This window comes from Ornithinimicrobium tianjinense (assembly GCF_014636495.1).
Classification (GTDB): domain Bacteria; phylum Actinomycetota; class Actinomycetes; order Actinomycetales; family Dermatophilaceae; genus Ornithinicoccus; species Ornithinicoccus tianjinensis.
Map to the genome: position 1 here is coordinate 1 of NZ_BMEM01000002.1, position 20,915 is coordinate 20,915.

Annotated in this window: 19 protein-coding genes; 3 read left to right on the top strand and 16 right to left on the bottom strand. The window is 72.9% G+C overall.

Annotated features, from left to right (window positions below; translation table 11 throughout):
- Positions 1-452 precede the first annotated feature (452 nt).
- The 8 genes from tyrS to pheS all read right to left on the bottom strand — a co-directional run bounded on the left by tyrS (position 453) and on the right by pheS (position 9,824).
- The gene (gene tyrS / locus IEV65_RS07825; protein WP_188429617.1) at positions 453-1,724 is read right to left on the bottom strand and encodes a tyrosine--tRNA ligase; all 1,272 of its coding nucleotides are present in this window, start codon (positions 1,722-1,724) and stop codon (positions 453-455) included.
- 46 nt (positions 1,725-1,770) lie between these two features.
- Positions 1,771-2,403 (bottom strand): DNA-3-methyladenine glycosylase, encoded by a 633-nt coding sequence (locus IEV65_RS07830; RefSeq protein ID WP_188429619.1) that lies wholly within the window; start codon positions 2,401-2,403, stop codon positions 1,771-1,773.
- On the bottom strand, positions 2,396-3,817 hold the full coding sequence (argH, locus tag IEV65_RS07835; RefSeq protein ID WP_188429621.1) for an argininosuccinate lyase: 1,422 nt from the start codon (positions 3,815-3,817) through the stop codon (positions 2,396-2,398). Before argH ends, IEV65_RS07830 begins: the two co-directional genes overlap by 8 nt.
- A 45-nt stretch (positions 3,818-3,862) precedes the next feature.
- Entirely contained in the window at positions 3,863-4,369 is a 507-nt protein-coding gene (gene argR, locus IEV65_RS07840; protein WP_188430269.1) for an arginine repressor, read from the bottom strand.
- Positions 4,370-4,473: 104 nt separating this feature from the next.
- Positions 4,474-5,403 (bottom strand): aminoglycoside phosphotransferase family protein, encoded by a 930-nt coding sequence (locus IEV65_RS07845; protein ID WP_188429623.1) that lies wholly within the window; start codon positions 5,401-5,403, stop codon positions 4,474-4,476.
- Positions 5,404-5,407: 4 nt separating this feature from the next.
- A complete protein-coding gene (locus IEV65_RS07850) occupies positions 5,408-6,193 on the bottom strand; it encodes an SDR family NAD(P)-dependent oxidoreductase (RefSeq protein ID WP_188429625.1) in 786 nt (261 codons plus the stop codon).
- Positions 6,190-8,730 (bottom strand): phenylalanine--tRNA ligase subunit beta, encoded by a 2,541-nt coding sequence (gene pheT, locus IEV65_RS07855; RefSeq protein ID WP_188429627.1) that lies wholly within the window; start codon positions 8,728-8,730, stop codon positions 6,190-6,192. Before pheT ends, IEV65_RS07850 begins: the two co-directional genes overlap by 4 nt.
- Positions 8,730-9,824, bottom strand: a complete 1,095-nt coding sequence (pheS, locus tag IEV65_RS07860; RefSeq protein WP_188429629.1) for a phenylalanine--tRNA ligase subunit alpha — start codon at positions 9,822-9,824, stop codon at positions 8,730-8,732. The genes pheT and pheS overlap by 1 nt, the downstream gene beginning before the upstream one ends.
- 259 nt (positions 9,825-10,083) lie before the next feature.
- On the opposite strand from pheS, the gene IEV65_RS07865 reads away from it, so the two are divergent.
- A complete protein-coding gene (locus IEV65_RS07865; protein ID WP_188429631.1) occupies positions 10,084-10,704 on the top strand; it encodes a hypothetical protein in 621 nt (206 codons plus the stop codon).
- 30 nt (positions 10,705-10,734) lie between these two features.
- On the opposite strand, the gene IEV65_RS07870 is transcribed toward IEV65_RS07865, so the two are convergent.
- The 4 genes from IEV65_RS07870 to infC form a co-directional block, all read right to left on the bottom strand.
- Positions 10,735-11,547: a TrmH family RNA methyltransferase gene (locus IEV65_RS07870; protein ID WP_188429633.1), complete on the bottom strand. Its 813-nt coding sequence runs from the start codon at positions 11,545-11,547 to the stop codon at positions 10,735-10,737.
- Between the two features lie 29 nt (positions 11,548-11,576).
- Positions 11,577-11,957, bottom strand: coding sequence for a 50S ribosomal protein L20 (gene rplT, locus IEV65_RS07875; protein WP_188429635.1), 381 nt, complete (start codon positions 11,955-11,957; stop codon positions 11,577-11,579).
- A gap of 67 nt (positions 11,958-12,024) precedes the next feature.
- Positions 12,025-12,219 (bottom strand): 50S ribosomal protein L35, encoded by a 195-nt coding sequence (rpmI, locus tag IEV65_RS07880; RefSeq protein ID WP_188429637.1) that lies wholly within the window; start codon positions 12,217-12,219, stop codon positions 12,025-12,027.
- A gap of 88 nt (positions 12,220-12,307) precedes the next feature.
- On the bottom strand, positions 12,308-12,940 hold the full coding sequence (infC, locus tag IEV65_RS07885; protein ID WP_371870163.1) for a translation initiation factor IF-3: 633 nt from the start codon (positions 12,938-12,940) through the stop codon (positions 12,308-12,310).
- Positions 12,941-13,344: 404 nt separating this feature from the next.
- Between infC and IEV65_RS07890 the strand changes: the two genes are divergently transcribed.
- Both IEV65_RS07890 and IEV65_RS07895 read left to right on the top strand, forming a co-directional pair.
- A complete protein-coding gene (locus IEV65_RS07890) occupies positions 13,345-13,761 on the top strand; it encodes a Fur family transcriptional regulator (protein WP_188429639.1) in 417 nt (138 codons plus the stop codon).
- Positions 13,762-13,787: 26 nt separating this feature from the next.
- Complete coding sequence (locus IEV65_RS07895; RefSeq protein ID WP_188429641.1) at positions 13,788-15,380, top strand: catalase; 1,593 nt, start codon at positions 13,788-13,790, stop codon at positions 15,378-15,380.
- 105 nt (positions 15,381-15,485) lie between these two features.
- On the opposite strand, the gene IEV65_RS07900 is transcribed toward IEV65_RS07895, so the two are convergent.
- From IEV65_RS07900 to IEV65_RS07915, 4 genes are all read right to left on the bottom strand, one after another.
- Entirely contained in the window at positions 15,486-16,253 is a 768-nt protein-coding gene (locus IEV65_RS07900) for an SseB family protein (protein WP_229735084.1), read from the bottom strand.
- Positions 16,244-16,966 carry a HisA/HisF-related TIM barrel protein gene (locus IEV65_RS07905; RefSeq protein WP_188429643.1) on the bottom strand — a complete coding sequence of 241 codons (723 nt, stop codon included), beginning with the start codon at positions 16,964-16,966 and terminating at the stop codon, positions 16,244-16,246. Before IEV65_RS07905 ends, IEV65_RS07900 begins: the two co-directional genes overlap by 10 nt.
- Positions 16,963-17,652 carry a hypothetical protein gene (locus IEV65_RS07910; protein ID WP_188429645.1) on the bottom strand — a complete coding sequence of 230 codons (690 nt, stop codon included), beginning with the start codon at positions 17,650-17,652 and terminating at the stop codon, positions 16,963-16,965. The genes IEV65_RS07905 and IEV65_RS07910 overlap by 4 nt, the downstream gene beginning before the upstream one ends.
- An 88-nt stretch (positions 17,653-17,740) precedes the next feature.
- A complete protein-coding gene (locus IEV65_RS07915) occupies positions 17,741-20,911 on the bottom strand; it encodes a bifunctional [glutamine synthetase] adenylyltransferase/[glutamine synthetase]-adenylyl-L-tyrosine phosphorylase (protein WP_229735086.1) in 3,171 nt (1,056 codons plus the stop codon).
- Positions 20,912-20,915: the final 4 nt, after the last annotated feature.

Here is a 20,915-nt window from a genome sequence, read left to right on the forward strand (position 1 = left end):
CAAAAACTTGGCATCAATAAACTGACACGCTGTTGAGTTCTCAAGGATCGGACGCACACCTCAGAGCCAGGAGCTTGTCGCTCTTTCGCTCTGCGGGGCTACCTCGTTCAGGTTATCCTGTCCGACTTTTCGGAGTCAAATCCGTGTCTCGCCCTTTCGAGCGAAACTGTCGGTACTGTTCGGCAACCTTTTTCTAGGTTATCCGCGCCAGCTTTTCGGAGTCAAATCCGCGCCCCGCCTTTCGTGGCAGTGCTTTCAGCCGTTGCTTTAACCTTTTCCTAGGCTATCCGCGCTGGCTTTTCGGAGTCAAATCCGCGCCCGGCTCGTGCGAGCCGGACAGTCACAGGATGGTCCGCGCCCGGGACCGGCCACCTCTCGGTGTCCGTGCCTCCCTGTCGGAGCGGCGAGGAGTAACTCTAGGACACGCACGTCGCCGGGCACAAATCCGCAGGTCAAGAGGCCTTCCGGGCCGCGGCGATGTGCTTGCGGCCCCGTCGGACGAGGGCGACCTGGTCGTGCAGGAAGGCCTGCTCGTCCAGGACGTCGTCCACGCCGTTGACCTTGACGTTGTTGACGCTCACCCCGCCCTCACCGATGAGCCGCCGTGCCGCGCCCTTGCTCTCCGCCAGACCGACGGCCACCAAGGCGTCGACGACCGTGCTGCCGACCGGCACCTCTCCCCCTGCCAGCTCGGCGGTCGCATCGCGGAGGGTCCCCGCGTCAAGAGCCGTGGGATCTCCCTTGCCGAAGAGGACCTGGCTGGCGTGCTCGACCTGGGCGGTGGCCTCGGCCCCGTGGACGAGCGTCGTCACGTCCGTGGCCAGAGCGCGCTGCGCCGACCGCAGGTGCGGGGTGTCGACGGTGGCCTTCTCGAGCTCGGCGATCTCCTCCGCCGTGCGGTCGGTGAACACGCGCAGCAGCTTGCCGACCTCGGAGTCCGCGATGTTGATCCAGTACTGGTAGAAGGCGTAGGGGCTGGTCATGTCGGCCGAGAGCCAGACGGCGTTGCCCTCCGACTTGCCGAACTTGTTGCCGTTCTCGTCGGTGAGCAGCGGGGTCGTGATCACGTGCGCACGCTCCCCCAGGACGCGGTGGATCAGGTCCACGCCGGCCGTGAGGTTGCCCCACTGGTCCTGGCCACCGGTCTGCACCGTGCAGCCGAAGGTGCGGAACAGGTGCAGGAAGTCCATGGCCTGCAGGATCTGGTAGCTGAACTCGGTGTAGGAGATGCCGATCTCGCTGTTCAGCCGCGCCGCGACCGCCTCCTTGCGGATCATCTGGTTGACCCGGAAGTGCTGACCCACGTCGCGGAGGAAGTCGAGCGCCGACAGCGGGGCGGTCCAGTCGAGGTTGTCGACCAGCGTCGCGGCGTTGTCGCCCTCGAAGTCCAGGAAGGGCTGCACCAGCTGCTTGATCCTGTCGACGTTGCCGGCCGTCTGCTCCTTGGTCTTCAGGACGCGCTCGGCCGTCGGCTTGGGGTCGCCGATGAGCCCGGTCGATCCCCCCACGAGGCAGATGACCCGGTGGCCCGCGCGCTGCAGGCGACGCAGCAGCACGAGCTGGACGAGGTTGCCGAAGTGCAGGCTCGGGGCGGTGGGGTCGAACCCGCAGTAGACCGTCACCGGCCCCGCGGCGAAGTGCTCGCGCAGGGCGTCCTCGTCGGTGGTCTGCGCGAGCAGACCGCGCCACTCGAGCTCGTCGAGGATGGTCGGTGCCGTGGTCACGTCCAGCTGTCCTTCTTCTTGTCCGGGTATGGCGTTCTCGCCGGGTCTAGCGTACGGGTCGCGGCGTGGCCGGCCGGTAGACGGAGACCGTGGGGTCGTCGGTCAGCCAGAAGCGCCACGGGTAGAGCGAGGCGTCCCCGCCGTCTCCCGAGACCCCCACCCGCGGCCCCGTGCTCACGCCTGGACGGCGGCCGCTGCCCAGCCTGACCTCCACGGAGCTGCGTGGGTCGAGCAGGTCGAGTCCGTCGTGCTCCCTGCTCAGCCCCAGGGCGGAGGCGAGTCGGGCCGGTCCGCGCGCGAGGTCCCGGTGCGGGTGCGGTCGGGCACGGCCGGCGTCCCGGCGGGAGCGCGCGATCTCCTCCCCCTCGACGACCTCCCCGGCACGGAGCAGCACTGCGCTCGCCTCGCCCTCGGGCCCGCAGACCACGTTCACGCACCAGTGCATGCCGTAGGAGAAGTAGACGTAGAGGTGCGCGGCCCGGCCGAACATGACGCGCGTGCGGGGAGTCGGACCGCGGAAGGCGTGCGATCCCGGGTCGCGCGTGCCGGCATACGCCTCGACCTCGGTGAGACGGACACTGACCCCGCCTGCACTGACGACGGCGCCGAGGAGGTCGGGCGCGACCTGCAGCACCGGCCTGGCGAAGAACCCCCGGTCCGGCACCGCCGGGTCAGTCACGGACCTGCGGCATCTCCGAGACCCAGTGGCGCAGCCGCGCCACCTGCTTCATGAGATGGGCACGCTGCTCGTGCACCCGTACCGGTGCCGTGCCGCCGATCGCGGACCTGGACGCCAGCGACCCGCGCACCGTCAGCACCGAGCGGACCTGCGGGGTCAGGTGCTCGCTGATCCCCGCGAGGTCCTCGTCGGAGAGCTCGTCCAGCCCGATGCCCCGCCCCTCGCAGACGCGCACGCACTCCCCGGCCACCTCGTGCGCGACACGGAAGGGCACGCCCTCCCGGACGAGCCACTCGGCCACGTCGGTCGCGAGCGAGAAGCCCTGGGGCGCCAGCTCCTCCAGCCGCTCGGGCACGAAGGTCAGGGTGGCGACCATGCCCGACACTGCGGGCAGGAGCACCTCGAGGGTGTCGACGGCGTCGAAGACCGGCTCCTTGTCCTCCTGCAGGTCGCGGTTGTAGGCGAGCGGGAGGCCCTTGAGGCTGGCCAGCAGCCCGGCCAGGTCGCCGATCAGGCGGCCGGACTTGCCGCGCGCGAGCTCGGCCACGTCGGGGTTCTTCTTCTGGGGCATGATGCTCGACCCGGTGGAGAAGGCGTCGTCCAGGCGGACGAACCCGAACTCCGCCGTGGACCAGAGGATGACCTCCTCGGCGATGCGGGAGAGATTCACCCCGATCATGGCGGTGACGAAGCTGAACTCCGCCGCGAAGTCGCGGGAGGCGGTGCCGTCGATGGAGTTGTCCACCGGACGCGGCATACCCAGGTCATGGGCGATGGCCTCGGGGTCCAGCCCGAGGGAGGAGCCCGCCAGGGCGCCGGAGCCGTACGGCGAGACCGCCGCGCGGACGTCCCAGTCGGCGAGCCGCTCGACGTCACGCACGAGCGCCCACGCGTGGGCCTGCAGGTGGTGGGCCAGCAGGACCGGCTGGGCGTGCTGCAGGTGCGTGCGACCCGGCATGGCGACCTCGGGATGGCGAGCCGCCTGGTCGACGAGCGCCTGCACCACGTCGAGGACCTTGCCGCCCAGGAGCCGGGCCTGGTCGCGGAGGTACATCCGGAACTGGGTGGCGACCTGGTCGTTGCGCGAGCGGCCGGCCCGCAGGCGCCCGCCCACGTCCGCACCGACGCGCTCGATCAGCCCACGCTCGAGGGCGGTGTGCACGTCCTCGTCGTCCTGGGCCGCGACGAACGCCCCGGACGCCACGTCGGAGCCCAGTCGTCGCAGGCCCCCGAGCATGATCTCGAGATGCTCGTCGGAGAGCAGCCCGGCCTTGTGCAGGACGCGCGCGTGGGCCCGGGACCCCGCGAGGTCGTAGGGCGCAAGGCGCCAGTCGAAGTGGGTGCTCTTGCTGAGCGCCGCCAGGGCGTCGCTCGGGCCGCCGGTGAAGCGGCCTCCCCAGAGGCTCACAGTCATGCGTTCATCCTCCCATCCGGGAACGGTCGGTCCGGCGGCCGGCACTCAGCCGAGGTCACGCTCGGCGTCGGAGTCGTCGGCGAGGGCCAGGAGCCGGTGCGCGGTGGCCGGGCCGCCGGCGGCGTCCGTGGTGATCACGAGGATCGTGTCGTCGCCGGCGATGGTGCCCAGGATGTCCGGGTTGTCGCTGCGGTCGATCGCCGACGCGAGGTACTGCGCCGCCCCCGGCGGGGTCCGCAGCACGACCTGGTTGCCGACGGCACGGGCGCTGACGAGCAGCTCCTGGCAGAGCCGGTGCAGCCGCGCCGAGACCTCGTGGTTGTCCTGGGCCGGCCGAGGGGTGGAGTCACCGCCCTGGCCGGGCACGGCATACACCAGCTGGCGTCCGCGGCGCACCTTGACGGCGCCGAGGTCGACGAGGTCGCGCGACAGGGTGGCCTGGGTCACCGAGATGCCGTCCGCCCCCAGGAGGTCCAGCAGCTCGCCCTGCGACACCACGGCGTGCCGTTCGAGCAGGTCGGCGATCCGCTGATGGCGGGCCCCACGCGTCATCGGGATGCTGGTCACCAGTGTGACTATACAGACCTCTGCATGTTTATCCGCACCGCGCGGCGTCCGCAGGGGTCGCGGTCCCCTGACCGGCGACGCGACAGCGCTCAGCCGTCCCAGAGCTCCTGCAGCAGCCGCACGCAGGCGTGCCCCTGCTCGCGCTGGAACGCACGCAGCGTAGGCAGTCCTGCTGCGGGCGGTCGGGTGCCGGCCTCCGTGAAGAAGCCACCCAGCCCCGCGACCAGACCGAGCACGTCCTCGTGACTCGCGCCGAGGTCGAGCACGGCACCCAGGTGTGGTCGGACGTCGAGGTCACCACCCCAACGCACGTTGACCAGCAGCATCACCGCGTCGGCCCACGGGGCGCCACGGGAGGCCCAGGGCCAGTCCACCAGCCGGACGCTCCCGTCCGGGGTGACGAGAAGGTTGTCGGCGCGCACGTCGGTGTGGGCGATGGACCCGCCCGCGAGCCGCGGCAGGGTCCGGGCGGCCAGGGCCACGAGCCCGTCGAGCCGGTCGACGACCCACGGGTCGAGCGGGGTGGCCTCCTCGGCGGGACCGGCGTCCCGGATCCGCGCCCAGGCCCCGAACTCGCCGACCAGCTCCTCGTGGAGGGCTGGCCAGGCGGCCGGCGCAGTCCTGCCGGCCAGGTGGGTGAGGGCGGCGAGGCTCGAGCGCAGCTCCGCGTCCGTCCAGGGGACCAGCGGGTGACGCCCCTCCACGTCCTCGATGACCAGCGCTACCCATTCCCCGTCGTCGTAGGCGTCGACCAGCTGCGGCACCTCCACGAGGTCGGTGAGGGTGCGCAGCACCTCGGCCTCGCGGCGGTGAAGGTCTGGGCTGCCGGAGTTCTGTGCCGGGCTGACGGCCTTGACGAAGGCACGACGTCCCGACGCGGTCACCACGCGGTCTGCGGTGCCGGGCGAGAAGCCGCCCGGCTGGGAGACGGCGGCCACGACCGGACCGCCCAGGACGCCCCCGACCCACGAGCGCAGGTCGTGGGGAAGGTCCTCCCAGGCGAGGCGGACGCCGTACACCGGATCAGCCCGCGACGGGGTCGCCGTCGCCCCAGGGGCGGAGCCTCAGCATCCTCACACCCTCACCGAGACCGGACCGCGAGCGCTCGCGCAGCTCGTCCAGGTCGTCGGTGCCGGCACGCACGAAGCGGCCGTTGAAGCCGTCGAGCTCGCCGTCGGCGATGGCCAGGGCGAGTGCCGTGACGTCCTCCGGGTCGGTCCACTCCGTGCGTCCGCGGTGCAGCTCCATGGAGCGCGTCATGTCGGACTCGACCACGCCAGGTGCCATGTCGAAGGCGAGCACGCCGTGCTCCGCGCCGGCCAGGGCGACTCCCCCGGTCAGTCTCGCCAGCGCCGACTTCGAGGCGTGGTATGCCGTGAGAACGTCGCTCTCGCGCGTGCCGGAGCCCGAGTTGAGGTTGATGATCCGTCCGCCCCCGGCGGCGATCATGTGCGGCACCACCGCCCGCGTCAGCAGGAACGGACCGCGCACGTTGGTGACCATCACCTGCCACCACTCGTCGACGTCGGCCTCCCAGAGCGGCTGCTCGGTCTCGATAAGGCCGGCGTTGTTGACGAGCAGGTCGATCCGCCCGTGGCGGTCGACCACCTCGGCGACGGCCCGCTCGACCGCGCCAGCGTCGGTGACGTCGCACGGCATACCCTCGGCGCCCTCCGCGACCCGGCCCGAACGGGACAGCCCGACGACGCGCCACCCGGCGTCCAGGAGCGCCCGGACCAGATGGTCGCCGATGCCGCGGGAGGCCCCGGTCACCAGGGCGACCGGGGCCGTCGACGCCGTGCCGCTCACCGCTGGACCGCTCCGTGGTCCTTGGCCGCCCGGGCGACGGCCGCGTCGCGGGCGGCGTTGACCTCCTCGGTCGTGAGGGTCCGGTCAGGAGCGCGGAAGTGCATCCGGAAGGCCAGCGACTGCTGGTCGGCCGCGAGCTGGTCGCCGACGTAGACGTCGAAGAGCTCCACGCTCTCCAGCAGCTCCCCGGCGCCGGCGCGCAGGGACGCCTCGACGTCGCCGTAGCGGGTGCTCCGCGGGACGACCAGCGCCACGTCGGAGGAGGCCATCGGGTGCGTGGACAGCGGCCGCACCTGGGTGGGACGCTCGCTCGCGGCGACGAGGACGTCGAGGTCGAGCTCGGCGGCCGAGGTGCGGTCGGGCAGGCCGAGCCGCTGGACGACCTTGGGGTGCAGCTCGCCGACGAAGCCGACCGTGGTGCCGTCCTCGAGGGTCAGCTCGACGCAGCGACCGGGGTGGAAGGGCGCGCGCTCCGCCTGGACCCGCCGCAGCGGGACACCCAGGGTGTCCGCGACCGAGTGCGCCCAGGCCACCACGTCCGTGACGTCGACCGGACGACCCTTGCCCCACCAGCCGGAGCGGTCGGCCTGACCCGCCGCCACCACGGCGACGTGCCACGGCTGCCCCGGGACGGCGTCGCGGATCTGCTGCAGCACAGCGTCATCCGGGCGCGCGCCGACACCCGGGACCGGGGCCTGGGCGGCATGGTCCGGCAGGGTGACCGTGTCGATCTCGAAGAGCGCGACGTCACGGGATCCGCGGGAGATGTTGCGGCGCAGCGCCTCCGGGAGCGTCTGCAGCAGCTCCGTGCGCATCAGCGGCGCCTCGTCGGAGAGCGGGTTCGCGAGTCGGAGCGCCGTGCGGCGCACGTCGTCGGCGGCCAGCCCCAGCTCGTCGAAGCGCGACTCCCCCACGAACGGGTAGGTGAGCACCTCGTGCAGCCCTTGGCCGGCGAGGGCTCCGGCGACCCGGCGGCGGGCCCGCTGGCCGTGGGTCAGACCACGGCCGCCGATGGCGCGCGGCACGACGGAGGGGATCTTGTCGTAGCCGTCGACCCGCGCCACCTCCTCGACCAGGGTGGGGGCATCGGTGAGGTCAGGACGCCAGCCGGGCGGGGTGACCGAGATCGTGCCCTGGCCCAGCTCCCGGACCTCGCAGCCGATCATCGTCAGGATCTCCCGGACGCGCTCGGGGGTGTAGTCGACCCCGACGTAGCGGGTCGGCATCGTCACGTCGAGCTCGATCGGCCCCCGCGTGGCGACGCGCTGGTCGGCGTCGGTGATCGCCGGGTCGGCCGTGCCGCCGCCGTGCTCGACGAGCAGGTTGACCGCCAGCTGGGCGGCCGCGTCGGTGACGTCCGGGTCGACACCGCGCTCGAAGCGCTTGGCGGCCTCGGAGGACAGCCGGTGGCGCCGCGAGGAGCGGGCGACCGAGCGCGGGTCGAAGTGGGCCGACTCGATGAGGACGTCGGTGGTCTGCCCCGGCGTCACCTCGCCGTCCTCCCCACCCATGACCCCGGCCAGGGCCAGGATCCGGGTCCCGGAGTCGGTGATGAGCAGGTCCTCGGGGTCGAGCACGCGGTCGACGTCGTCGAGGGTGCGGAGCCGCTCCCCCGCGACGGCCCGGCGGACGACGATCGGTCCCTGGAGCGTGGCGAGGTCGAAGGCGTGCAGCGGCTGGCCGAGCGCGAGCATGACGTAGTTGGTCACGTCGACGGCCAGGCTGATCGGCCGCATCCCCGCCTCGAGCAGACGACGCTGCATCCACTCCGGCGTCTCGCGCGTCAGGTCGATGCCACGGACGATCCGCGCAACATACCGGTCGCAGCCGGGCACGCCGTCCAGCTCAGGGATGCCGGCGTCGGCCAGCTCCACGGCATACCCGTCCTGGGTCGCGGGGTCGACCGGGATCAGGGCCGGGTCCGTGTATGCCGCGCCCGTCGAGTGGGAGTACTCCCGCGCGACGCCGCGCAGGCTGAAGCAGTAGCCGCGGTCGGGCGTGACGTTGACCTCGACGACCTCGCGGTCGAGCCCCAGGACGGGGATGAGGTCGTCGCCGGGCTGCAGGCCGAGCTCCTCGACGTGGTGCTCGCCGAGCAGGCGGGGCAGGACGATGATCCCGTCGTGGTCCTCGCCGATCCCGAGCTCACGGACCGAGCAGATCATCCCGGCGGAGACGTGCCCGTAGGTCTTGCGCGCTGAGATCTGGAAGTTGCCGGGCAGCACGCCGCCGGGCAGGATCACCGCGACGAGGTCGCCGACCTCGAAGTTGTGCGCCCCGCACACGATGCCCTGCGGCTCGCCGGTCCCGTTGGAGTCGCCGACGTCCACCTGGCACCAGTTGATCGTCTTGCCGTTCTTCTGCGGCTCGGGGTGCTTCTCGAGGACGCGCCCCACGACGAGGGGGCCGGCGACGTCGCCACCGTGCAGCCCCTCCTCCTCCAGCCCCACGGCGACGAGAGCAGCAGCGATCTGCTCGCCGGTCACCCCTGCCGGCAGCTCGACATACTCGCCCAGCCAGTCGACCGGAACCCGCATCAGATCTCCATCCCGAACTGCGCGTTGAAGCGCACGTCTCCCTCGATCATCTCCCGCATGTCCTCGATCCCGTGGCGGAACATCGCGGTGCGCTCCACGCCCATGCCGAACGCGAAGCCCTGGTAGCGCTCCGGGTCGACCCCGGCGGCGCGGAGCACGTTGTGGTTGACCATGCCGCAGCCGCCCCACTCGATCCAGCCGGTGCCACCGCACGTGCGGCACCCCGGGTCCTCGCCCCGGCAGACGAAGCAGCGGAAGTCCATCTCGGCGCTGGGCTCGGTGAACGGGAAGAACGCGGGGCGCAGCCGGCTGGTGATGCCGGGGCCGAACATGGCCTCGGCGAGCCGGTCGAGGGTGCCCTTGAGGTGCGCCATCGTCAGGCCCTCGTCGATCGCGATGCCCTCCAGCTGGTGGAAGACCGGCGTGTGGGTCGCGTCGAGCTCGTCGGTGCGGAAGGTCTTGCCGGGGACCGCGACATACAGCGGGACACCGCGCTCGAGCAGGCTGCGCGCCTGCACCGGCGAGGTGTGGGTCCGCAGGACCAGGCCGGCGTCGGCGGGGTCGACGAAGAAGGTGTCCTGCATCTGACGCGCAGGGTGGTCCTTGTCGAAGTTGAGCGCGTCGAAGTTGAACCACTCGGCCTCGACGCCGGGACCCTCGGCGATCTCCCAGCCGAGGGCCACCATGGCGTCCGCCATCCGCTCCGCCGTCACCGTGAGGACGTGCCGCCGACCGACGGGGTGTCGGGCCGGGGCGACGGTCAGGTCGAGGGCCTCCTCGACGAGGATGCGCTCGTCGCGCTCGGCCTCGAGCTCGACCTGGCGGGCCGCGAGGGCCTGGTTGACCTGGCCGCGGGCCTGACCCACGCGCTTGCCGGCGTCCGCCTTGGCGCTCGGCGGCAGCGCTCCGATCTCGCGGTTGGCGAGGGCCAGCGGCGAGCGCTCACCCGCGTGGGCGAGCCGGGCGGCCTTGAGCTCCTCGAGCGAGGTCGCGGCCGCGATGGCGTCGAGCGCGTCGGCGACGTTGGCCTCCAGCGCCTCGGGCGCGAGCGCAGCGACCTCGACGGGGTCGTAGTTGGTGTTGGGTCCTGACACCTGCGCAAGTCTAGGGAACGCGGAGTCGTGGTCTCGACCCTGTTCACGATCCACTCCGGTGAGTGGTCCAGGCACGGTCTCCCCCGGTATGGCGTGCAGGACCCACTCCGGTGAGTGGTCCAGGCACGCTCCTGCCCGGTATGGCGTGGACGAGCCACTCTCGTGAGTGGCCCGCGCACGCGGGCGATCGGCGGGCGCGCTCCCGGGGCGCCCGGCCTAGTCTGGGAGAAGCAGCCCACGAGCACCGGGGAGGTCGACGATGAGCAGGAGCTACTACCGTTTCCCGCTGCGCACCGACGAGCCGGCCACGGTGACCCTGCTGCACCTGACGCCCTCGGAGTCGGGCGTGCTCGTGGGGCTCCACCAGGGCGTGGAGACCAACGCCTTCGCGGTGCGCTTCAACCGGGCGGTCCCGGAGGTGCACCCGGTCGAGCCGCCGCGCCGGGAGATGGCCGTGCCGGTCCGGTCCACCGGTCTCACACCGCCCGAGCAGGTGCTGGCGGACGTCGGGGCGCTGCTCGTCGAGATGGGCGACGACGTGGCGGGCATCCACCCCTGGCACTTTGCCGGCATCCTGCCCAACGAGACGTGGCTCTTCCACCTCGGGCAGCTCGCCACCCTCCACCAGCGGCTCACCCTGGTGCGCGAGAGCGGCGTCGCCGACGACGAGCGGGTCGTCGAACGCGTCGACCAGCTCGTGGAGGAGGCACAGCCGCACGCGGAGGCCCTCAGCGTCTGGATCGACCAGGCCACCCGGCGCCTGGGCGCAGTGCGGGAGTCCGTGCGGGAGAGCACCGTGCTGGAGCTCCTGCACGCGCTTGCTGGCGACGCGCGCGAGGACCGCAAGGCCCGCCCCAACCCTGCCCTCAGGAGGATCTGAGCAGGAAGTTCGAGCGCGGCTCGCCCGGCCTCAGTGCCGAGCCGCTGCAGAGCTGTGCAGGCACACGGTCGCAGCCATCGCCAGGTTGAGCGACTCGGCCCGCTGGATCGGGATCGCGACGGCGTCGTCGCAGAGGGCGAGCGTCTCCGGCTCCAACCCCCACGCCTCGTTGCCCATGACCCAGGCGTGCGCACCGTGCAGGTCGACGTCGGGAAGAGAGGTCGGGCCGGAGCCGTCGGCGGCGAGGAGCCGGATCCCCCGCGCACGGCAGGCCGAGAGCAGCTCGGGCACGGGCGTCCCCACGCTGACCGGCAGGTGGAAGAGCGACCCGACGGTCGAGCGCACCACCTTGGGGTTGTAGACGTCGACCGACGCCGCGCTCACCAGGACCGCCGCGGCGCCGAACGCGTCAGCGCCGCGCAGCACGGTGCCGGCGTTGCCGGGGTCGCGCACGTTGGTCAGGACCACGGCGAACCCGTCATCCCCCACCGCATCGAGCGCCGCCTCGAGGGGCACGTCCACGCGCCGCGCGACGGCCACCATGCCCTGGGGCGCCTCGCTGTCCGCCATCGCGGCGAGCACCTGCTCGGTGCACGCGTGTGCGCGCACGCCGGCCTCCTCGGCCAGCCCCATGATGTCGGTATGCCGTGCGGCTGCGGCCTCGGTGACGTACAGAGCGTCGGTGGCGGGCGCGGCATACCGGAGCAGCTCCCGGACCGCCTGGGGCCCCTCGACGAGGAAGAGCCCCTGCTTGTCGCGGACAGCACGACGCCCCAGCGCGGCGACCTGCCGGACCCGGTCGCTGCGAGCGTTGCTCAGCAGGTTCGGGTCGACGGCGGTCATGCGCTGGGGCGTCGGTGGTGAGCCGTGGCTCAGGCGGCGGAGGTGTCGCCCTCGGCCGGGACGTTGGCCTTGGCCAGCTCGACGAGCGTCGCGAAGGCGGCGGCGTCGTTGACGGCGAGCTCGGCCAGCATGCGGCGGTCCACCTCGACACCCGCGGCCTTGAGGCCCTGGATGAAGCGGTTGTAGGTCATGCCGTTGGCCCGGGCGCCGGCGTTGATGCGCTGGATCCAGAGGCGACGGAAGTCACCCTTGCGGGCGCGACGGTCGTTGTAGCTGTAGACCAGCGAGTGGGTGACCTGCTCCTTGGCCTTGCGGTAGAGCCGGCTGCGCTGACCGCGGTAACCGCTGGCGCGCTCCAGGACGACCCGGCGCTTCTTCTGGGCGTTGACCGCCCGCTTCACGCGTGCCACGTGAGTACTCCTTGACTAGTTCTGCTTGACGAAAGGTGATGTAGGTGAGGTGCTCAGCCGCTCAGCCTCAGAGGCCGAGCATCTTCTTCACCTTGCGGACGTCGCTCGCGGCGACGACGGTGTCGTTGACCAGGCGGCGGGCCTGCGAGGCGCGACGCTCCTGGAACTTGTGCACGTGGCGGGCGCGCTGGTGCATCACCTTGCCGGTGCCGGTGACGCGGAAGCGCTTCTTGGCACCGCTGTGGGTCTTCATCTTCGGCATGGGCCGATCTCCTTCGTGATTCGCTCTCGGCCCGCGGTGGCGGGCGTCGGGTTCGGGTGGCGGGTGCCGGCCGCAGCCGGTCCGGTGCTCACTCCTGCTCGGTGGTCTCCTGGGTGGCGGCCGGCCCGGCGGACGCCACCGGCTCGGTCGTGGCCTGCTCGGTCGGGGCCGTCTCGGTCACGGTCGCCTCGGCGGGCGTCTGGCCATGAGCCTCGGCGGCGGCGCGCTCGGCGTCGCGGCGCTTCTCCTGGCGGACCGCGGTCTTCTTCTTCGCCGGCCCGATGACCATGACCATGTTGCGGCCGTCCTGGCGCGGGGCGCTCTCGACGAAACCCAGCTCCGCGACGTCCTCCGCGAGGCGCTGCAGCAGCCGGAAGCCCAGCTCGGGGCGGGACTGCTCGCGGCCGCGGAACATGATCGTCACCTTGACCTTGTCGCCCGCCTTGAGGAAGCGCTCGACGTGGCCCTTCTTGGTGCCGTAGTCGTGGGCGTCGATCTTGGGTCGGAGCTTGATCTCCTTGATGACCGTGTTGATCTGGTTCTTCCGGGCTTCACGGGCCTTCATGGCGGCTTCGTACTTGTACTTGCCGTAGTCCATGAGCTTGGCGACCGGCGGGCGCGCCATCGGGGCCACCTCGACGAGGTCGAGGTCGGCCTCGGCCGCCAGCCGCAGCGCGTCCTCGACGCGCACGATGCCGACCTGCTCCCCGTTGGGGCCCACCAACCGCACTTCCGGCACCCGGATGCGGTCATTGATGCGAGGCTCGCTGATTGCTTGCTCCTTCGAAGTCTGGCGTGGGACCCCGGGCACCAGAAAGGCCTCCTGGCACCGGGTGCGCAAGAGGCCTCGACCGACAGGCCCGCTCGACCGGGCGACGCCGGACGGGTATGCCGTGGGTTCGCCACGTCATACACTCACCTCGGCCTCGGCCGAGGTGGCGGACCTTCGGACCCGGCGACCTGCTGGTCGACGCGGGTGGAGGCCGGAGCCCCTCTTGCACGTCGGGCACCACTGCACCCGACTGGTCGTCCTCCATGGTAGCAGACACGCAGAGGTCTCCCGCCGACCGGCGGCGGGGCGGGCCATAACTTGACTGACTCAAGAAAACGTGATCGGATGAGGGCATGCCGACCTCCACCGACCTGCTCCGGCATGCGGGGCTCCGGGTCACCCGCCCCCGCCTCACGGTGCTCGAGGCGCTGCGCACCCACCCGCACGTGGACGTGGCCGAGCTGCTCCGGCTCACCCGTGAGGACTCCGCGCCGGTGTCGGTCCAGGGCGTCTACGACGTCCTCACCGCCCTCTCCGAGGGGGGCGTGCTCCGCCGGATCCAGCCGGCGAGCTCGCCGGCCAGGTTCGAGCTGGAGCTCGGCGACAACCACCACCACGCGGTATGCCGCAGCTGTCACCTCGTCGTGGACGTGCCGTGCAGCACCGGCCTCGCCCCGTGCCTGGAGACATCGGCGGTGACCGAGCAGGGGTTCACCGCCGAGGAGGCAGAGGTCATCTACTGGGGCCTCTGTCCCGACTGCCAGTCCTGACCACCCGATGAAGTAGAGGAGATCGCATGTCCGACATCTCGCCCGGATTCGTCAACGCCGAGCACCAGGGGGCCGCAGGGGTCGCCGCCACGGGGTCCACGCTGAGCAACGGAGCCCCCAACGACTCCGACCGCAACAGCCTGTCCGTCGGCCCCGACGGCCCGCTGCTGCTGCACGACGTCGCCCTGGTGGAGAACCTCGCGCACTTCGACCGCGAGAAGGTGCCGGAGCGGCTGCCGCACGCCAAGGGCTCGGGCGCCTTCGGCGTGTTCGAGACGACCGAGGACGTCTCCGCCTGGACCAAGGCCGCCGTCTTCCAGCGGGGCGCCTCCTCCGAGTCGATCGTCCGCTTCTCCACCGTCGCCGGCGAGCAGGGCTCCCCCGACACCTGGCGGGACGTCCGCGGCTTCGCGGTCCGGCTCTACACCGACGAGGGCAACCTGGACATCGTCGGCAACAACACCCCGGTGTTCTTCGTGCGCGACCCCATGAAGTTCCCCAACTTCATCCGCTCGCAGCGCCGCACGCCCGACAGCGGGCTGCGCTCCCCGAACATGCAGTGGGACTTCTGGACCGCCAACCCCGAGACGGCCCACCAGGTCACCTACCTCATGGGCGACCGCGGCCTGCCCCGCAGCTGGCGCACGATGAACGGTTACTCCTCGCACACCTACATGTGGGTCAACGCCGCCGGTGAGCGCTTCTTCGTCAAGTACCACTGGCACAGCGACCAGGGCGTGGAGAACCTCACCAACGAGCAGGCCACCGAGCTGGCGGGCACCGACGCGGACTTCCACCGACGGGACCTCTTCGAGGCCATCGAGCGCGGCGACCACCCGAGCTGGACGCTCTCGGTGCAGGTCATGCCGTACGAGGAGGCCTCGACCTACCGTTACAACCCGTTCGACCTGACCAAGGTCTGGCCGCACGCGGACTACCCGCTCCACAAGGTCGGCACGCTGACCCTGAACCGCAACCCGGAGAACTGGTTCGCCCAGATCGAGCAGGTCGCCTACAGCCCGTCCAACCAGGTCCCGGGCACCGGCCTGTCGCCGGACAAGATGCTCCTCGCGCGCGTCTTCTCCTACCCCGACGCGCAGCGGCACCGTATCGGCGCCAACTTCACGCACCTGCCGGTGAACCAGCCCAAGGTGCAGGTCAACGCCTACCAGTTCGACGGCCCGATGGCCTACCTGCACTCGGGCAGCCAGCCGACCTACGCGACCAACGGCTACGGCCGTCCGTGGTCGGACCGCACCGGTCCGGTCGAGAACGGCTGGGAGGCGGACGGCGAGCTCGTGCGACAGGCCTACAACCTCCGCGCGGACGACGACGACTTCGGCCAGCCGGGCACCCTCGTGCGCGAGGTCTACACCGACGAGGTGCGCGAGCGCCTGGTCCAGACGGTGGCCGGGATGATGCCCGCCGTCGAGCCGCAGGTCCGCGAGCGGGTCTACGCGTACTGGCGCAACATCGACCAGGGCATCGGCGAGCGGATCGAGGCGGCGGCGTCCGCCCTCGTCGGCGACACCGTCCCCGGGGCGACCACGCCCGGCGACGCCGGGGACGTCGCGTCCCTGCTGGAGGATGACGGCGACCTGGTCGGCGGGCGCCGCTGACCTTTCGGTATGCCGCGCGCGCCCGGCGCGCGCAGGGACGGCCCCGCACCAGTGAACGGTGCGGGGCCGTCTCCGTCGGTTGGGTCAGACGGCCGCCACCGCGGCTCAGGCGCTGCGGACCGCGAAGGCGAGGGCGTCGACGCGGGCGCGTGCCTCGCCGTCGGCGGCGATGCGCTCCCCCACGCTCACGAGCAGCTCGCGGACCTGCTCCTGGGTGAGCCCCGGGGCCAGCTCCAGCTCCACGCGCAGGGCTCCGCCCTCCGCGCCGGCCAGCGTGTGGGACACGACGTGCGACTCACCGGCCAGGGCCGCGGCGACCGCCGCCGCGACGTGCTCGTCCTCGTGGGCCGGCCGCCACGGGCGCGCCATCGCCAGCGCCCACACCATCGACGGACGCAGGGTCGCCGCCGGGCTGCCCGGCGGGGCCGGCAGGTCCAGCGGTATGACGTCGCAGCCCTCCTGCACGGCCGCGAGGGCGGCGCGCTGGGCGGTCACCGGCACCGGTCGGGCGTCGGGGTTCCACGCCGCCAGGGCGGCGGTGCTGGTGAACGCCGGCATCGCCCGCTGCCCGTCAGGAGCCACGAGGGTCACCGAGGCCATGTCGCTCCGGGCGTCCACCGGGATGCCGCTGCTGTCGTCGATCTCGCTCGGCACGGCGACGATCGGCACGATCAGCCGGGCCGCGCCGACCGCGGCCACGAGCGCGACCTCGTCGGGCGCTTCCTGGGCGAGCAGCGCGGCGAGCTCTGGATCGGCAGTCCCGGAGTCGCCGTCGAAACCGGTGCCGGTCAGGGTCCGGCCTGCCCAGGGCACGCCGCCCGTGTCGTGCCCGTGCGTCGGCTCGTGGGAGGAGAAGCGGTGCGTCATCGGCATACCTCCAGCGCCTCGCCGAGGGTGAACGCGTGGTGGTAGAGGGCCGCGCCGAGGACCACCTCGGTGACGCCCGCAGGCACCAGGGCGCGCAGCGCCCGCAGGTCGTCGAGCGTCGCGACGCCCCCGGACGCCACGACCCGGGCGGGAGCGACGAGCCCGGCGACCGCGGTGAAGAGATCAAGGTCGGCGCCGGAGCGCGTCCCGTCGCGGGAGGCGTCAGCCACGAGCACGTGCGCCACCTCGCGCAGCACGGGCAGGCTGCCCACCACGTCGGTCAGCGGACCCAGTGACAGGGTCGTCCCTCTGCTGACCACCTGGCCGGCGCGCACGTCGACGGCGACGACCACGCGGTCGCCGCCGTGCCGACTGACGACCCGCTCGAGCAGGTCGGCATCGGCGAGCACCGAGCTGGCGAGGACCAGGCGCCGGGCACCCGTCGACGCCGCCCAGTCGATCGCGGCCTCGTCGGCCAGGCCTCCCGACAGCTGCACCGGGACGGGGAGCCGCTCCACGAGCGTGCTGAGCAGGCGGGCGTTGTCGCCGCGGCCGAAGGCGCGGTCGAGGTCGACCAGGTGCAGGTGGTCGGCACCGTGCTCCACCCAGCGTGACGCGACCTCGTAGGGGTCGTCCGGACCGGCGTCGACCACCTGGTCCGCACGCCCGCCCGCGATGTCCACGGCAGGCAGCAGCCGGAGGGCGGCGCCCGCGGTCACGGCAGCGCTCCCAGCTCGCGACGCAGCCGCACCGAGTCGGCCACGCTGTCCTCGAAGCGCAGCACCTCGCGCCCCTGCGGCTCGTGACGCACCGCGCCGTCCATGCCGGCAGCCAGCCGGGGGTCACCGAGGAGACGCGCGCCAGGGAGGTCGAGGGTCGCGAGGACGGCCTGCAGCATCGTCACCGGCCGGCTCCTGGTCTCGTGGAGCAGGTCGACGAGCTCGTCGCGGACCGAACCCGCAGCTCCGGCGACCCGGACCAGCTCGGCCGGACCGGCGAGGTCGAGACCGGGGGGCCTCAGCAGCCCGACGTCCGGCTCCCAGACGACCCACGCGGGCGTGCGCCGGCGGGCTGCTCCCTGCACCGTGATGACGGCCCGCCCGTCGATCTCGAAGAAGCCGAGCGACGGACCGGCCTTGGGGGTGACCGGCCGCCCGGCCAACAGGAGCGCACCGTCGTCGTACGGCGGCGCCACGCTCGTCGGTCCCGACAGCACCGCGAGGCGCCAGCGGCCCGCGGGGACCACCACCAGGGGCACCACGGCGCGCGCGACCCACTCGTCGATCTCCTCGCGCGCACCCCGCAGCAGCACGAGGCCCCGCGGCAGCGGGTCCGGGTCCACCGGCCCCGACGGCGCACGCGACGACGCTGTCGGCCGGGGTGCCGGTTCGCTGGTCGGGGTCACCGGGACATCCTACGGAGCGGACCGCCGGCCACCGGTGAGGGTGGACCGACGGGTCGGACACCTCACGCGAGCCGTCGGCCGCCCGACGTCAGGTCCGGCCCTGCGGGGGTGTCCGCGGGAAACGGTCGGCGGAGCGGGGCGGTCCGGCCGGGTCGACACCCCGGAAGCCGGCGGCCCGGCCGGGTCGCGACCGACCCGGACCCCGCTGGGCCGGCTCGGCCCGGGCTCCGGGGCGGGGCGGCGCGTCGCCGTAGAGCAGACGCTCCACCACGCTGCGGGCGTGCCGGCCCGCCCGTCTCCAGTCGTCGGCGAGGGCAGCTCCCCGACCGGGGGGCCGGCCCATGATGCGCGACAGGCCCTCGGCGTCACGCAGGCCGCTGGGCACGGAGTCGACCGGGCGGCCACGCCATACCACCCCGGCGTCGCGGATCTGGGAAGCCAGGCGCCAGGCCGACCCGAGCACCTCGGCGTCGTCCGCGGCGAGCAGTCCGGCCGCGACGGCCGCGGCCAGACCCTGCGTCGTGCTCGTCGTGCGCAGGCCCGGGTGGGCGTCGGCGTGCTGGAGCTGGAGCAGCTGCAGCACCCACTCGACGTCCGAGAGCCCACCCAGCCCCAACTTGAGGTGGGTGCGGGGGTCCGCCCCGCGCGGGAGCCGCTCGGACTCCATGCGGGCCTTGAGGCGCCGGATCTCCCTGACCGTCTGGTCGGGGATGCCCCCGGCCGGCCAGCGCAGCGGCCGGATCGTCTCCAGGAACCGTTCGGCGAGACCATCGTCACCAGCCACCGGGCGAGCCCGCAGCAGCGCCTGCGACTCCCACCCGGCCGACCAGCGCGCGTAGTAGGTGCGGTAGCTGTCGAGGCTGCGCACGAGCGGGCCCGACCGACCTTCGGGCCGCAGGTCCGCGTCCAGCTCCAGGGTGGGGTCCGGACCGTTGCCCGACAGTCCTTTGCGCAGCTCGGCCACGATCTCCGCCGCCTGCGCCGCCGCACGCTCGGGGTCGGCCCCGGGCAGCGGGTCGTGGACGTACATGACGTCGGCGTCGCTGGCGTAGCCGAGCTCGCGGCCACCCAGGCGCCCCATGCCGACGACGAGCATCGCCGTCGCGGCCTCCTCGCCGCGCCGCTCCAGGACGGCGCTCCGGGCGATGTCGAGAGCGCTGGTCAGGCAGGCGTCGGTCACGTCCGTCAGCGCACCCCGCACCTGCTCCCCGTCCCAGTCCCCGACGAGGTCCCCGAGCACGGTGCGCACCAGTTCGCGGGCTCGCACGGCGCGAACCGCCTGGAAGGCGTCCTCGACGGTGGTCTGCCGGGAGGCGGCCGCGGCCATCCGGCTCAGGAGGGCGTCACGTTCCGGGGGCACCAGGCCGGCCGGGTCCCCCAGCAGGGAGACGCTCTCCGGGGCGCGGAGGAGCAGGTCCACGGCATACCGGCTCGAGGAGAGGACGCGGGCGAGCCGCTGGGCGGCGCTGCCCTCGTCGCGCAGCATGCCGAGGTACCAGTGCGTCGAGCCCAGCGCGTCGCTGATCTGCCGGAAGGCGAGGAGGCCGGCGTCCGGGTCGGCGCCGTCGGCGAACCAGGCGAGCATCACCGGCAGCAGGTGACGCTGGATGGTGGCGCGACGGCTGACCCCCTCGGTGAGCGCGCCGAGGTGCCGCATCGCCCCGGCCGGATCGCGGAAGCCGAGGGCGGCCAGCCGCTCCCGCGCCGCCTCCGGGGTGAGGCGGGCCTCGTCGGTGGACAGGCGGGCGACCGCCGTCAGGAGCGGGCGGTAGAACAGGCGCTCGTGCAGCCGCCGCACGTCGCGCTGGACCGCGCGCCACCGCTGGAGGACCGCACGGTCGGCCTCCCCGCGCTCGCCGAGGGAGCGCCCCAGCCGACGCAGCTCGGGGGTGGAGGTCGGCATCAGGTGGGTGCGGCGCAGCCGGTGCAGCTGGACGCGGTGCTCGAGACAGCGCAGGAGACGGTAGGCCTCGTCGAGCACCTTGAGGTCGTCCCGGCCGACGTAGCCGCCGGCGGTCAGCGCGGCGAGCGCCTCCAGCGTGGTCCGCGACCGCAGGGACTCGTCGGCCCGCCCGTGGACGAGCTGGAGGAGCTGGACGCTGAACTCGATGTCGCGCAGACCGCCGGGCCCGAGCTTGAGCTGCCGGTCCACCTCCGCGGGCTTCACGTGCTGCTCGACGCGCCGCCGCATCGCCTGGACGTCGACCACGAAGTCCTCGCGTGCGGAGGCCGACCACACCATGGGCTGGACGATCTCGAGCCACTCCTGCGTCACGGCCGCGTCGCCGGCGACGTGGCGAGCCTTGAGCAACGCCTGGAACTCCCACGTCTGGGCCCAGCGCTCGTAGTACTCGCGATGGGCGCGCAGCGTGCGGACGAGAGGTCCGTGCCGACCCTCCGGGCGCAGCGCGGCGTCGACCTGCCACAGCGCCCCCTCCGCCGTCGGCTGGCTGCAGATCCGCATGACCGCGCTCGCCAGCCGGGTGGCCACCGCCATCGCCTCTGACTCGTCAGCTCCCTCACGGGGTGCGGCGAGAAAGATGACGTCGACGTCGCTGAGGTAGTTCAGCTCGCGGCCGCCGGTCTTGCCCATGCCGACGACGGCGAGCGCGCAGGTCTGCTCCCCCTCCGTCTCGGCGCGTGCCAGCAGCAGCGCGCCCTCCAGCGCCGCCCCGGCGAGGTCGGCCAGCCAGGAGCCCACCTGAGGCATGATCGCGAGCGGGTCGGCGTCGGTGAGGTCGGCCGTCGCGATCCGGGCCAGCTGGCCCCGGTAGGCCACCCGAAGGGTCTCGGCACCTTCCCTGCCGTGCAGGCCCCTGACGGCCTCGACCACCGCGTCCGGGTCCGGCGGGGCCCCGGCGGCCACGTCGGCGAGGTGCTCGGGGTGACGCAGGAGGTGCTCGCCGAGCGCCACCGAGCCGCCGAGCAGCGTGAGCAGGCGCCGTCGCGGTTCGCCGCCCGCGGCGACGACGGGCACGGTGGCGGCCGCGGTCGCCTCGCCCGACGCGCCGGAGCTGCGGGGGTCCAGCAGCCGGACCAGGGTAAGGAGGGCGGCGTCGGGGTCCGCCACCGTCGCCAGGTCGGCCACCAGCGCAGAGGCGTCCGTCGCGGCGGGCAGCCGGTCGAGGACCTCGGTGAGCAGGGCCGCGGCCCGCGCCGTGCTCGCGAAGCCGGCCCGGGCGAGCTCTCCGCCCGCCGGCGTCTCGCCGGGCTGGCCCCGGCCGTGCCGCGCCCGGGCGCCCGCGGGGTCCACGGTCACGGCC

What these genes read in the sequence shown, in the direction of transcription:
- pheT (WP_188429627.1), bottom strand. Translation starts at nt 8,730, where the DNA reads ATGCGGGTTCCGGTCGACTGGCTGGGCGAGTATGTCGAGCTGCCGGCA.
- IEV65_RS07900 (WP_229735084.1), bottom strand. Translation starts at nt 16,253, where the DNA reads ATGCCGATGACGCACCGCTTCTCCTCCCACGAGCCGACGCACGGGCAC.
- IEV65_RS07870 (WP_188429633.1), bottom strand. Translation starts at nt 11,547, where the DNA reads ATGACCGCCGTCGACCCGAACCTGCTGAGCAACGCTCGCAGCGACCGG.
- IEV65_RS07895 (WP_188429641.1), top strand. Translation starts at nt 13,788, where the DNA reads ATGTCCGACATCTCGCCCGGATTCGTCAACGCCGAGCACCAGGGGGCC.
- IEV65_RS07865 (WP_188429631.1), top strand. Translation starts at nt 10,084, where the DNA reads ATGAGCAGGAGCTACTACCGTTTCCCGCTGCGCACCGACGAGCCGGCC.
- argH (WP_188429621.1), bottom strand. Translation starts at nt 3,817, where the DNA reads ATGACTGTGAGCCTCTGGGGAGGCCGCTTCACCGGCGGCCCGAGCGAC.
- IEV65_RS07890 (WP_188429639.1), top strand. Translation starts at nt 13,345, where the DNA reads ATGCCGACCTCCACCGACCTGCTCCGGCATGCGGGGCTCCGGGTCACC.
- argR (WP_188430269.1), bottom strand. Translation starts at nt 4,369, where the DNA reads ATGACGCGTGGGGCCCGCCATCAGCGGATCGCCGACCTGCTCGAACGG.
- rpmI (WP_188429637.1), bottom strand. Translation starts at nt 12,219, where the DNA reads ATGCCGAAGATGAAGACCCACAGCGGTGCCAAGAAGCGCTTCCGCGTC.